Genomic DNA, 12,924 nt, shown 5'->3' with positions numbered 1-12,924 from the left:
CGCCTCCCGGCACGAACCCGCAGCACGAAAGCGCGTACTCCTCATGAACATCAAGAAGACCTCCCTGTACGGCGGAGCGACCGCCGCCGCCCTCGCCCTGACCCTCACGGCCTGCGGCGGCGGCGCCGGCGCGTCCGGGGGCGGGAGCGGCAAGGACGCCGTCATCGACATCGGTTCGCTCTACGAGCCGCAGAACCTCGACAACACCGGGGGCGGCGGCCAGGGCGTGACCGAGGCGCTCAACGGCAACGTCTACGAAGGGCTGTTCAAGCTCACCGACGACGGCAAGGTCGACAAGCTCCTCGCCCAGGACTACAAGGTCTCCCCCGACGGCCTCACGTACACCTTCACCCTCCACGACGGCGTGAAGTTCCACAGCGGCAAGAAGCTCACCAGCCAGGACGTCAAGTACAGCCTGGAGAAGGTGATCGCGAAGGACTCGCAGTCCGCGCGCAAGAGCAACCTCTCGGTCATCGAGTCCGTCGGGACGCCCGACGCGCGGACGGTCGAGGTCAGGCTGTCGAAGAAGTCGATCTCCTTCGTCTACAACCTCTCCTACGTCTGGATCATCAACTCCCAGGCGAAGAACCTGAAGACGACCGAGGACGGCACCGGCCCGTACGCGCTGGACAAGTGGACCCGCGGCTCCGCCCTCGCCCTGAACCGGTTCGCCGGCTACTGGGGCGACGCGGCGGCCAACAAGCGGGTCGTCTTCCACTACTACAAGGACGCCACCGCGCTGAACAACGCGCTGCTGACCAACGCCGTGGACATCGTCACGAGCGAGCAGTCGCCCGACGCCCTCGACCAGTTCAAGAACAACCCGAACTACAAGGTGAACGACGGGAATTCGACCACCAAGCTGCTGCTCGCCTTCAACGACAAGGCCAAGCCGTTCACCGACGTCAAGGTGCGCCGGGCCGTCTCCGCCGCCATCGACGACGAGAAGCTGCTGAAGTCCGTCTGGGGCGGCTACGGCAAGCCCATCGGCTCCATGGTGCCGCCCACGGACCCCTGGTACGAGGACCTCACCGGCGTCAACGCGTACGACACGGCGCGCGCCAAGAAGCTGCTCGCCGAGGCGGGATACGCCAAGGGCTTCTCCTTCACGCTCGACACCCCGAACTACGACCCGCACCCGACCGCCGCGACCTTCATCAAGTCCGAGCTCGCCAAGGTCGGCATCACCGTCAAGATCAACACGATCACGCCGGACGAGTGGTACACGAAGGTCTACAAGAACCACGACTTCACGGCCACGCTCCAGGAGCACGTCAACGACCGCGACCTGGTCTGGTACGGCAACCCCGACTTCTACTGGGGCTACGACGACAAGCAGGTCACCCGCTGGGTCGAGGAGGCCGAGCAGGCGTCCAGCACCGCCGAGCAGACCGAGCTGCTGAAGAAGGTCAACCGCAAGACCGCCGAGGACGCGGCCAGCGACTGGCTGTACCTCTACCCGCAGATCGTCGTGGCGAGCAGCAAGCTGTCCGGGTACCCGGTCAACGGCCTGAACTCCCAGTTCTTCGCCTACGACATCAAGAAGGGCTGATGGGCCGGTATCTGCTGCGCCGCCTCGCCTTCCTGCTGGTGTCGCTGGGACTGGCCAGCGTGGTCCTGTTCGTGCTGCTGCGGATGCTGCCGGGCGATCCCGCCAACGCGCTGACCGCCGTGGGCGCCGACGCGGAGCAGATCGCCGCCGCCCGGCACGCCATCGGCTCCGACCGGCCGCTGCCCGAGCAGTTCACGCACTGGATCGGGCAGCTGGCGAGCGGCGATCTCGGCGCGTCGTTCGTCAGCTCGCTGCCCGTCGCCCCCGAGATCGGCTCCCGGCTGAACGTCACGGTCCCGCTGACGCTGGCGTCGTTCGTCCTGGCGGTGCTCATCGCCGTGCCGATCGGCTTCGTGGCCGCGCACCGGCGACGCACCTGGTACGGCGCCCTGCTCAACGGGGTGTCGCAACTGGGCATCGCCGTGCCGGTGTTCTGGCTCGGCATGATCCTCATCGCCGTCTTCGCGCTGAACGCCGGCTGGCTGCCCGCGGGCGGATTCCCGCAGGACGGCTGGTCGCAGCCGGCCGAGGCGATCCGCTCGCTCACCCTGCCCGTCCTCACCATCGCGCTGGTGATGAGCGCCTCGCTGATCCGCTACGTCCGCTCGGCCGTGCTCGACGTGCTGGGCAGCGACTACCTGCGGACCGCGCGGGCCATGGGCGCGTCGTTCGGACAGGCGATGTGGCGGCACGGGCTGCGCAACGCCTCGGTGCCGGTGATCTCGATCCTCGGCATCGAGCTGGCGTCCACCCTGCTGGGCGCGGTGGTCGTGGAGTCCGTGTACGCGCTCCCCGGCCTCGGCTCCCTGCTCGCGACCGGCATCGCACAGCACGACTACCCGGTGATCCAGGGCGTGCTGTTCGTCTCCACCCTCGCGGTGCTGGTCATCGGATTCGTGGCCGACTTCGTCCAGCGCATCGTCGACCCGCGGCTGCGCGGCAGGCTCTCCGGAGGTGCCCGGTGACATCCTCGGCTCCCGCGAAGCGCACCGGCGCACCGCGGCCCACCGACCCCGCGGACAGCGGCGCACCGGCGGACGGCGGGCGCGCCACGCGGCGGACGAGGCGTTCCTACGCGCTGGTCGTCGGCTGCGTCCTGGCCGGGCTGATCGCCCTGCTCGCGCTCGTCTCGCTGTTCTGGCTGCCGTTCGCCGCCGACGACACCTCCGGCGGACGGCTCACCGCTCCGGGCGCGGAGCACCCGCTGGGCACCGACAAACTGGGCCGCGACCTGCTCACCCAGCTGATGACCGGCTCCCGGATCGCCTTCGAGGCCGGCCTGGGCTCGGTGCTCATCGCCGCCGTGCTCGGCGGCGCGCTGGGCGTGCTGGCCGCGTTCGCGCAGGGCTGGCTCGACGACACGGTCTCCGCGTTCCTCGACATCCTGATCGCGTTCCCGACCCTGCTGCTGGCGATGCTGATCGTCGCCGCCCGCTCGGCCACCCTGGGCTCCGCCGTGCTGGCGATCGGCCTGGCGCAGAGCGCGGTGGTGGCCCGGCTGGTGAGGATCCTGGTCAAACGGGTCCTGGCGCAGGACTACATCACGGCGGCCCGCACCTCGGGCACCTCCTGGCCGCGGATCGTGGCCGGGCACGTGCTGCCCAACATCTGGCCGACGCTGGTGGTCAACCTGGCCCTGCAGTTCGGGCTCGCGGTGCTGGCCGAGGCGGGGCTGTCCTACCTGGGCCTGGGCGCCCCGCCGCCCAACGCCTCGTGGGGCCGCATGCTCCAGGAGGCGCAGGCCACCTTCACCACGGCCCCGGCGGGCGCGCTGGCCCCCGGCATCCTGCTCGTCCTGCTCGTCATCGGCGTGAACCTCGTCGCCGACGGGCTGCGCGAGACCCTCGACCCCACGACCCGGCGGAGGCGCGCGTGAACGTCCTCGACGTACGCGGCCTCACGATCCGCACGGCGGAGGGCCGGGCCCTCGTCGAGGGGCTCTCGCTGACCATGGCCCCCGGCGATCGTCTCGGCCTCATCGGTGAGTCGGGCTCCGGGAAGTCGCTGACCACCCTCGCCGTGCTCGGCCTGCTGCCCCACGGGATGACGGCCACCGGCAGCGTCGAGCTCGCCGGCACGCAGATCGTGGGCGCGGGCGAGCGGCGGCTCACGGCGGTGCGCGGCCGCGACGCCTCCGTGGTCTTCCAGGAACCGCTCACCGCGCTCGATCCGCTGATGCGCGTCGGCCGGCAGATCGCCGAACCGCTGGCCAGGCGGCGAGGGCTGAAGGGCGCCGCGCTGAAGCGGGCCGTCGTGGAGGCCCTGGAGCAGGTGCGGCTGCCCGAGCCCGACCGGGTCGCCCGCGCCTTCCCGCACGAGATCTCCGGCGGCCAGCGCCAGCGCGTCGCGCTCGCCATGGCCCTGGCCTGCGACCCGCAGCTGCTCATCGCGGACGAGCCGACCACCGCGCTCGACGTCACCGTGCAGTCCGGCATGCTCGATCTGATCGACTCCCTGGTACGGGAACGGGGCATGGCGGTCCTCTTCGTCAGCCACGACCTGGCGGTCGTCTCGAAGGTGACCGACCGGGTGCTGGTGCTGAAGGACGGCCGGGCCGTGGAGGAGGGCGACGTCCACCAGATCGTGCGCTCCCCGCGCGAGGAGTACACCAGGGCGCTGGTGGCGAGCGCCCGCCGACTGGAATCGGCGCTGGACCTGAGGAGCACGCGATGACGCCCGTACTGGAGCTGGACGAGGTCTCCTTCGGCTACCGGGGAGGCGCCGCGCCCGTGGTCGAGGACATCTCGCTCGCCGTCGGCTCCGGGCAGTCGCTCGCCCTCGTCGGGGAATCGGGGGCGGGCAAGACGACGCTGCTGCGGCTGCTGCTCGGCCTGACCCGGCCGGTCTCCGGCGCCGTCCGGTTCGACGGCGAGGAACTGAGGCCGCGCGACCGCGAGCAGATGCGGCGGTTCCGGCGCGGGGTGCAGTGCGTCTTCCAGGACCCGTACTCCTCGCTGAACCCGCGCCGGCGCGTCGGCGCGATCGTGGCCGAGCCCCTGCGTTCCCTGGGGATCGACGGTCGGGCCGCCGCCGCGCCGAAGGTGGCCGAGGCGCTGGAGCGGGTCGGTCTGCCGGCCGACGCGGCGGAGCGCTATCCGCACGAGTTCTCCGGCGGCCAGCGCCAGCGCATCGCGATCGCCCGGGCGACGGTGTGCGGGCCGCGGGTGCTGCTCGCCGACGAACCGGTCAGCGCGCTCGACGTCACCACCCGGGTCAAGGTCGTCGATCTGCTCAGGGAGTTGAAGGAGGAACGGGGCCTGACCCTGGTCATGGTCTCCCACGACCTGTCGGTGGTCGCCTCCCTCTGCGAACGGACCGCGGTCCTGGAGCGCGGCCGCCTGGTCGAGCAGGGCGAGACGGCGCAGGTGCTGGGCGCCCCGGCGCACCCGTACACGCGTCGGCTCGTCGAGAGCGTGCCGCGCCTGCCCGTCTGACCGGGGCCGGGTCCGTACCCGCGCCCGGGGTTCAGTCCGTCCCGTCCGCGGGCTCGGGCCCGTCGTCGCCCGGGGCGGCGGGCCGGTGGCGGTCGCCCTCGTCGTGCCAGAGCGGCCGCCGGTCGACGCGCAGGCCGAGGATCTCCGGCCGCGCGTAGTGGCCGCGCGAGTCGACCCAGACCTTGACGGCGTCGATGTCGGCGAGGTCGATCGCGGCGGTGACGAGCCGCTCCTCGGGGCCGGTGTGCGGGCCCGCGAGGTACCGGGCGAAGGGATGGATCACCGCCGACCAGCCGCCGCCCGCGGTGATGTGCTTCTGCGGGCCGAGTGCGGACGCCATCCACCGCAGGCACGTCTCGTCGACCGGATTGCCCGCGGAGACCACGAACGCCTGGGCGGTGAGGGCGTGGGTCTTCATCATGGCGTCGATCTGGACGTCGGCGACGGTCTCGAAGCCGGCCATGGTGGACAGCCCCGGCCAGGCCGCCGCGTGGATCTCCTGGCCCTGGGCGATCAGGGCCTGCCGGGCCAGGTTCATGGTGTGCTCCCAGCAGGCCAGTCCGCCGATCCGGCCGAGCGCGCTGTCGAACACCCGGAGCGTGGCGCCGCCGCCCTGGGCCCACACGATCCGTTCCGCGTAGGTGGGCTGGAGCTTGCGGTGCACTCCGAGCAGGGCGCCGTCGGGGTCGATGAAGACCTGACTGTTGAAGCACGTGCGGGTGCCCCCGAGGCGTTCGCTGACGCCGAGGACCGCCCCGGCGCCGGCCCGGCGGCAGGCCGACTGGATCCGGGCGATCTGCGGTCCCGGCACCTCGACGGACGCCCCGGCGTAGGCCGCGTTGGCGGCCTGCTGGTCCAGCGGGGCGTACGCCTCGATCCAGTACGGGTAGCCGGGCACGAAGGTCTCCGGGAACACCAGCAGGTCGACGTCCTCCCGCCCGGCCTGTTCGATGAGGGCGACGGCCTTGTCGACGGTCGCCTCGGTGTCCATGAACACCGGCGCGGCGTGGACCGCCGCGACCTTTCGTCTCCCGGCGGCGGGAGAGGGCATGGGGTCCTCCTCAAAGGCGGCGGGGCCCGGCGGCGCGGGCTCGTCGGCGGACGGCGGATGAACGGCGGGCCCGGGCCCGCCGCCCGGACTCACCGCCCCCCGCTCTGTTCGGAGGCGCGCCGGACGCGCGGACGCGGCGGGACGAGGGGCCGGTCACGCGCAGTGTGCCACGGTTCGCCGCCGCCCGTACGGGACTTCGCCGCGGTCCCCGTCCGGCTCGGGCCCGGCCCGTCGGCGTCGGACGGGTCCGGTCGCCCGGCTCACTCGCCGAACCGCCAGTACTGCTCGGGGCGGGCCGGTGGGACGCAGTCGGCGCGGATCAGCCGGGGGCTCGGGCGGTCCCGGTCGTTCCAGCGGGCGGGCAGCTCGCGGTCGTCCTGGTACAGGCAGCGGTGGTCGGCGCCCTCGATGCGCCATGCCGTGCGTTTCCACGTCGGGTTCCACCACGGCACCCGGGTCCACCGCTGGTCGGCGCGGCCGGCGCGGCAGGGTTCGAGCACGGCGCCCTCGCCGGCTGCGGTGAGGCAGGAGTCCGGATCCTGCCGCAGGCCGATCGTGCCGTCGGCCCGCGTCCGCCAGCGCTGGGCCGGGGATCCGTCGCAGGCGTGGAGGCGGACCTCGCGGGTCCCCGAGGAGCCGCCCGCCGCGTCGAGGCACTGGGCGGGGTCCGGGCCGGCGGCGTACGTGGTCCGGCCGATGTCGCCGAGGATCTCGCCCGGCCCGGGGGAACGGTGGACCCGTTCGTACTGCCGGTGGACCCACAGCTTCCAGTCCTCCTGGAGCGGACCACGGTAGGGCGGCGCCTCCGCGCACCCGCCGGTGACCCGGCACCGGCGCCTGGCGACGTACCAGCGCGCCACCCGCTCCTTCGCGGCCGCCCGCGCGGGCGCGAGGTTCGCGTCCAGCGCCGACATCCGGTAGCCGAGGTACGAGGTCACGGGCACCCCCAGCGCGTAGCCCACCCTTCGGAAGTACCGGGCGGTGATGCCGTGGTCGCTGTGGTCGACGCCGCCGCCGAGACCGAACGCGAACGACGCGTTGTCGTGATCCATGGTCAGGACGCGTTCCGCGCGGCCGTGTCGGACCAGGGCGGAGACGGTGTCGAGCAGTCTCCGCTCGGTGTAGCCCTCGCCGCCCAGGAACCCGCGGACGCTGTGCCTGCTCCCGTCGAAGAGCCTGAGCACGCTGTCGGCCTCCTGACCGTGCGGGAGCCCGTCGTGCAGTCCGAGGAAGCTGAGCCGGACCTCGGAGTCCGGTGACCGGCCGGCCAGCACGAACGACCGGACGCGGACGTCGCCGGCCCGTACGTCGGACTGCTTCCAGTCGTCGTCGGCGCCCGCCATGAACGCGTACGCCGCGCGCACCCCGTACTCCCGGCCGTCCACGTGCTCCAGCGCCTTCAGGCGGTCCTGGATGTCGCCGTCCCCCGCCGTCAGATAGACGGTGTGGACCGGGCATCCGGCCCGGATCGTCCGGTCGATCTCCGGGTTCAGGAAGAACAGGTCGTCGTCGGGGTGCGCCACGCCGACGACGGTACGGCGGCAACGCGACGGCTCCGCCTGTGCGGTGGCCGCCGCGCCGGGGCCGGGGGACGTGGCCGGCTCCGGGGTGCAGCCGGGGCCCAGCAGGGCGCAGAGGGCTGCGGCCGCCGCCAGCACGCGGCGGCGGACGCGTCTGCGGCTCCGCCCGCCGCTCCCCGGTGTCCGCCCGTCCGTCCGGGCCTCGTCGCGCGCGTTGTGGTCCACCTGCGGATGATCACCGCATGGGCGGCCGGAACCAACCGACCCGCCGGACGGCACACCCGGTCGGCGGCCGGACCCGCCCGGCGGGGACCCGGGGCGCGGCCGGGGCCCGGGTCAGGGCCGGGGCGTGGGTTCGAACCAGGTGGGTCCGTCGGTCAGCGCCTGCTTGATCCTGAACAGCGAGAACTCGTCCAGCGGCGGCAGGGCGTCCACCGGATACCAGCCCACCTCCAGCGACTCCTCGTCGTTCACCCGGGCCTCGCCGCCCGTCGCCCGGCAGCGGAAGGTGACGTCGAGATACTGGCAGCGGTCCCCGTTGGCGTACTCGACGGGCGCCAGGGCCTGGGTGAGGACCACCCGTTCCGCCACGCAGCGCACGGCGGTCTCCTCGTGCACCTCGCGCTCCGCCGTCGCCGCCGGCTCCTCTCCCGGCTCGCAGATGCCGCCGATCAGCGCCCACTTGCCGTTGTCGGAACGCCGCCCGAGCAGCACTCTGCCCTCGTCGTCGAAGACGACGGCGGTCACCCCCGGCAGCAGGAGCAGCTGGGTGCCGGCGGTGGCTCGGATCCGGCGGATGAATTCAGGAGTACCCATACGACCGACCCTAAGGGTTCACGGCCGCCCCCCGGAGCCGGCGCCCGGGGGCGGCCGTGGTGCGCCGGGGGCGCGGACGCGGACGCGCCCGGTGGTTCACCGGGCGCGCCGGAGCCGCGCCGAGCGGACGGCGACCAGGCCGAGTCCCGCCGCGGCGATCAGCGCGAGCGCCCCCTCGGGCAGCGCGCCCAGACGGGTCGCCGGCGTCAGGGAGGAGCGCAGCGGCACCCGGTCGACGAGCACGTCCGGGGTGAACAGCTTCGTCTTCCGGACGACCGTGCCGTCGGGGCGGATGATCGCGCTGACCCCGCTGGTGACCGGGACCACGACGGACCTGCTGTGCTCGACCGCCCGGACCCTGGACATGGCGAGCTGCTGGTAGGTCATCTCGCTGCGCCCGAAGGTGGCGTTGTTGCTGGGCACCGCGATGAGCCGGGCGCCGTGCTCGACGGTGTCCCGCACGGCGCCGTCGAACGCGGCCTCGTAGCAGGTCACGAGACCCGTGCGGGTGCCCGCGAGGTCGAAGACGCCGACCTTCTTCCCGGGGCCGAAGTCCCGGCGCACCCGGTCCACGTCGGAGCTGAAGAGCCGGGCGAAGGAACGCATCGGGATGTACTCGCCGAAGGGCTGGATGCGGCGCTTGTCGTAGGTGGCGACGGGCCCCTTCTCCGGGTCCCACTGGATGAGGGTGTTGCGCAGCCTGCCCGTGTCGGGCTCGACCACCGCCCCGATCACGGTGGGCACGCCGATCGCCTTCACCGCGTCGTCGATGACGATCCGCGCGTCGATGTTGCGGTAGGGGTCGAGGTCGGAGGAGTTCTCCGGCCAGAGCACGAAGTCGGGCCGGGGGACCTTGCCCTCCTTCACCTCCCGGGCGAGCTGTTCGGTGCGGCGCGCGTGGTTGTCGAGGACGGCCCGGCGCTGGGAGTTGAAGTCGAGTCCCAGCCTCGGCACGTTGCCCTGGACGGCGGCGACGGTCGCGGTGCCGTCCTCGGCCGAGTCGTCCACCAGCGGCAGCGCGGCGAACGCGGCGGCGACGGGGGCGAGGACGCAGGCGGCCGCGGCGGCCACGGCGCCCCGGGGCACCTCGCGCGTGGCGCGGTACGCACGGAACCGGATCGCCGCCTCGCAGAGGCCGAACCCGCAGAGCACCACGGCGAAGGAGAGCAGCGGGGTGCCGCCCACGGCCGCCAGCGGCAGGAACACGCCGTCCGCCTGCCCGAAGGCGATCTTTCCCCAGGGGAAGCCCCCGAACGGCGCCCGGGCCCGGACCCCCTCGTCCAGGGCCCAGACCGCGGCCGCCCACACCGGCCAGCAGGCGAGGCGCGATACGGCGGCGATCCCCGCGCAGCCGACGGCGATGAACAGCGCCTCGGCCGCGGCGAGCGCCAGCCACGGCACCGGGCCGACCTCCTCGCCCGTCCAGTGCAGCAGCGGCAGCAGGAACCCCAGCCCGGCGAGGAGCCCCAGCCCGAACCCGGCGCGCGGGCGGCGTCCGCGCAGCACCCAGCCGAGCAGGGCGAACCCGGGCAGGACCAGCCACCACAGGGGCCGGGGCGGGAAGCTCAGGTAGAGCAGCGCTCCGGAGACGACGGCGGCCGCGGGCCGCGCCAGGGCCGTGATCAGCCGGCCGCGCGCGGGGGCGGCCGCGGGCGGGGATGCGGACTTGTGCGGGTCGTCGACCGGCGTGGTGGTGGCGCTCACCCGGCGGAGTCTACGGTCCTCGGCTGTGCGCCGACATCCCCGGCCGCCGCCCGTGGCCGCCGGCCCGGTGGGCGGGCCGCGTCCGCCGGTGACCGGTGCGGGGAGGGCGGGGAGGCGGCACGGTGCGCGTGCCGGAAGCGGGCCGGGGCGGGTGACCCGGTGGCTCAGGTCCCGGCCGCCGCGCCGGTCCTCGGCAGGCGCAGGCGTTCGCGGATGAACCGCGCCCCCGCCTCCGCGTCGTCGACGGTGACGGTGAACGTCCGGCCGTCGCCGAGCCGGAGCACCAGGCCCTCGCCCCTGCGGACCACCACGGCGGTGCCCTGTTCGGGGCGCCAGCGGTAGCCCCAGCCGCCCCACTGGCGCGGGGTGACCCGGGGTGCGAACTCCGCGCCCACCACATGGGTCAGCAGGATCCGGCGGCGTGGCAGGCCGATGTGCCCGCAGCGCACCTCCAGGGCGTCGCCGTCGACCCGGACGGCCACGTTCACGAAGGCGAGGGTGCCGAAGAGCATGAGCAGTCCGGCGGCCACGCAGCCGATCACGGACATCAGCAGCGGGGCGGTCCCGGAGGCCCAGTCGGAGGTGACGGCCAGCTGGACGCCGAGCGCGAGACAGGCGGCGCCGGCGACGGCCAGCACCCACTGGGCCCGGTTGGTGGCCCGGCCGACCCAGACGTCGGCGCGGGGGCCGGCCGCTGCGGGTCGCGGTTCTCGGGGGTGGTCCCTCATGTCAAGCAGCGTACTCAGGGACCGCACGCCGGGGGCGCGTTCGAGGGGCCGTGCCCGGGGTCAGCGGGCGGGGGCGGCGACCCCCAGCAGTCGCCCCTCGGCGTAGGCCAGGGCGGCCTGCGGCAGGTCGGCGGCCTGTCCGCCGAGGAGCACCGTGAGACTTCCGGCCGATTGGGCCGACGGAGCGGGGTCCGCCCCGATCCGGCGCAGTGCCTGGGCGGCGACGGCGACGGCGGAGCCGTGCAGCGCGACGGGGGGCAGGCCGCGTTCGCGCAGGGCGGCGCGGATGCGGTCGGCGACCAGTTCGTAGTGGGTGCAGCCGAGGACCACGGCCCGGGCGTCGAGCGGGGTGCGTCCGGCGGCGGCGGCGACGGCGCGGTCGATGGCCGCTTCGTCCGCGTGCTCCACGGCGTCGGCGAGTCCCGGGCACGGGATCTCGGTGACGTGGACGGAGCCCGCGAACTCCCGGATCAGTCCGCGCTGGTACGGGCTGCCGGTGGTGGCGGGGGTGGCCCAGATCGCCACCGGGCCGCCGCCGGCGGCGGAGGGCTTGACGGCGGGGACGGTGCCGATGACCGGCACCGCGGGTTCCAGTTCGGCCCGGAGGGCGGGCAGGGCGTGCACGGAGGCCGTGTTGCAGGCGACGATCAGTGCGTCCGGCCGCTGCGCGACGGCGGCGCGGGCCACGTCCAGCGCGCGGGCGGTGACGTCCTCGGACGTGCGCGGCCCCCAGGGCATGCTGCCGGGGTCGGAGGAGAGCACCAGATCGGCGTCGGGCCTCAGCCGGCGCACCGCGGCCGCGGCCGCGAGCAGGCCGATTCCGGAGTCCATGAGCGCGATCTTCACCCGGTCACCATAGTCGACCGCTCTTGCGATTCCTCCGCAGTGGGGCAGACTGCGGCGAATGAGTGCCGTTGCCTGGATCGCCGCGGGTTCGCTGGCCGCGTGGGTGTGGTTACTGCTCGGACAAGGGTTTTTCTGGCGGACGGACCAGAGGCTGCCGTGCCGCGAGGCGCCGGAGCGCTGGCCGTCGGTCGCGGTCGTCGTGCCGGCACGTGACGAAGCAGACATGCTGCCGGTCAGTCTGCCGTCGCTGCTGGCGCAGGACTATCCGGGGGTCGCGGAGGTCTTCCTCGTCGACGACTCCAGCGAGGACGGGACCGGGGACGTGGCCCGCGCGCTGTCCGTGCGGTACGGCGGTCTGCCGGTGACGGTGACGTCGCCGGGCGAGCCGGAGCCGGGCTGGACCGGCAAGCTCTGGGCGGTGCGGCACGGGATGGCGCTGGCCCGGGCCCGGGGTCCGGAGTACCTGCTGCTGACGGACGCCGACATCGCGCACGAGCCGGACAGTCTGCGGGAGCTGGTCTCGGCGGCGGTGTCCGGTGGCTACGACCTGGTGTCGCAGATGGCCCGGCTGCGGGTGTCGAGCGCGTGGGAGCGCCTGGTCGTGCCCGCCTTCGTGTACTTCTTCGCGCAGCTCTACCCGTTCCGGTGGGTGAACCGGGCGGGGGCGCGCACGGCCGCGGCGGCCGGCGGGTGCGTGCTGCTGCGGACCGGGGCCGCCGACCGGGCCCGGGTGCCGGAGTCGATCCGGCAGGCGGTGATCGACGACGTGGCGCTGGCGCGGGCGGTGCGGCGCGGCGGGGGGCGGATCTGGCTGGGGCTGGCGGAGCGGGTGGACAGCGTGCGGCCTTATCCGCGTCTGGGGGATCTGTGGCGGATGGTCTCGCGGAGCGCGTACACCCAGTTGCGGCACAGTCCGGTGCTGCTCCTGGGGACGGTGCTCGGGCTCGCGCTGGTGTACCTGGCGCCGCCGGTCGTGCTGGTCGCCGGGCTGCTGGGCGGCGATCCGGTGGCGGCGTGGGCGGGCGGGGCGGCGTGGGCGGTGATGTCCGGGACGTACCTGCCGATGCTCGCCCACTACCGGCAGTCCCCGTGGTCGGCGCCGCTGCTGCCGTTCACCGCCCTGCTGTACCTGCTGATGACGGTGGATTCGGCGGTACAGCACCACCGGGGCCGGGGCGCGGCCTGGAAGGGGCGCACCTACGCCCGTCCCGAGGCCGCGCCGGAGCCGTGAACGCGGCGGCCGCGGACCGGCCGCCGGCGCCCGACGCGGCCC

At 74.0% G+C, this 12,924-nt stretch carries 12 protein-coding genes; 6 read left to right on the top strand and 6 right to left on the bottom strand.

From position 1 onward, the window contains the following. Positions 1-43: 43 nt before the first annotated feature. The 5 genes from WA762_RS04485 to WA762_RS04465 are packed head-to-tail and all read left to right on the top strand — an operon-like array spanning position 44 to position 4,986. Positions 44-1,552: an ABC transporter substrate-binding protein gene (locus tag WA762_RS04485; protein WP_335933077.1), complete on the top strand. Its 1,509-nt coding sequence runs from the start codon at positions 44-46 to the stop codon at positions 1,550-1,552. Then, entirely contained in the window at positions 1,552-2,517 is a 966-nt protein-coding gene (locus WA762_RS04480; RefSeq protein ID WP_335933076.1) for an ABC transporter permease, read from the top strand. The genes WA762_RS04485 and WA762_RS04480 overlap by 1 nt, the downstream gene beginning before the upstream one ends. Continuing rightward, positions 2,514-3,428 (top strand): ABC transporter permease, encoded by a 915-nt coding sequence (locus WA762_RS04475; RefSeq protein ID WP_335933075.1) that lies wholly within the window; start codon positions 2,514-2,516, stop codon positions 3,426-3,428. Before WA762_RS04480 ends, WA762_RS04475 begins: the two co-directional genes overlap by 4 nt. Then, a complete protein-coding gene (locus WA762_RS04470) occupies positions 3,425-4,225 on the top strand; it encodes an ABC transporter ATP-binding protein (RefSeq protein WP_335933073.1) in 801 nt (266 codons plus the stop codon). Before WA762_RS04475 ends, WA762_RS04470 begins: the two co-directional genes overlap by 4 nt. Continuing rightward, complete coding sequence (locus WA762_RS04465) at positions 4,222-4,986, top strand: ABC transporter ATP-binding protein (protein WP_335933071.1); 765 nt, start codon at positions 4,222-4,224, stop codon at positions 4,984-4,986. Before WA762_RS04470 ends, WA762_RS04465 begins: the two co-directional genes overlap by 4 nt. A gap of 31 nt (positions 4,987-5,017) precedes the next feature. On the opposite strand, the gene WA762_RS04460 is transcribed toward WA762_RS04465, so the two are convergent. From WA762_RS04460 to WA762_RS04435, 6 genes are all read right to left on the bottom strand, one after another. After that, on the bottom strand, positions 5,018-6,037 hold the full coding sequence (locus tag WA762_RS04460) for a carbon-nitrogen hydrolase family protein (RefSeq protein ID WP_335933070.1): 1,020 nt from the start codon (positions 6,035-6,037) through the stop codon (positions 5,018-5,020). Positions 6,038-6,297: 260 nt separating this feature from the next. Then, positions 6,298-7,782, bottom strand: a complete 1,485-nt coding sequence (locus WA762_RS04455) for a ricin-type beta-trefoil lectin domain protein (protein WP_335933068.1) — start codon at positions 7,780-7,782, stop codon at positions 6,298-6,300. Between the two features lie 111 nt (positions 7,783-7,893). Next, positions 7,894-8,373, bottom strand: coding sequence for an NUDIX hydrolase (locus WA762_RS04450; RefSeq protein ID WP_335933065.1), 480 nt, complete (start codon positions 8,371-8,373; stop codon positions 7,894-7,896). A 96-nt stretch (positions 8,374-8,469) separates the two neighbouring features. Further along, entirely contained in the window at positions 8,470-10,077 is a 1,608-nt protein-coding gene (gene lnt / locus WA762_RS04445; protein ID WP_335933063.1) for an apolipoprotein N-acyltransferase, read from the bottom strand. 164 nt (positions 10,078-10,241) lie between these two features. After that, positions 10,242-10,805, bottom strand: a complete 564-nt coding sequence (locus WA762_RS04440; protein WP_335933062.1) for a hypothetical protein — start codon at positions 10,803-10,805, stop codon at positions 10,242-10,244. 60 nt (positions 10,806-10,865) lie between these two features. Further along, entirely contained in the window at positions 10,866-11,651 is a 786-nt protein-coding gene (locus WA762_RS04435; protein ID WP_335933061.1) for a glutamate racemase, read from the bottom strand. Positions 11,652-11,709: 58 nt separating this feature from the next. On the opposite strand from WA762_RS04435, the gene WA762_RS04430 reads away from it, so the two are divergent. Next, entirely contained in the window at positions 11,710-12,882 is a 1,173-nt protein-coding gene (locus WA762_RS04430; RefSeq protein WP_335933060.1) for a glycosyltransferase, read from the top strand. Positions 12,883-12,924 lie beyond the last annotated feature (42 nt).

Origin of the sequence: Streptomyces tyrfis, from assembly GCF_037034285.1 — a bacterium.
Lineage (GTDB): Bacteria > Actinomycetota > Actinomycetes > Streptomycetales > Streptomycetaceae > Streptomyces.
The sequence above is the reverse complement of the archived record's forward strand: the minus strand, read 5'-3'. Positions and strand labels throughout refer to the sequence as shown.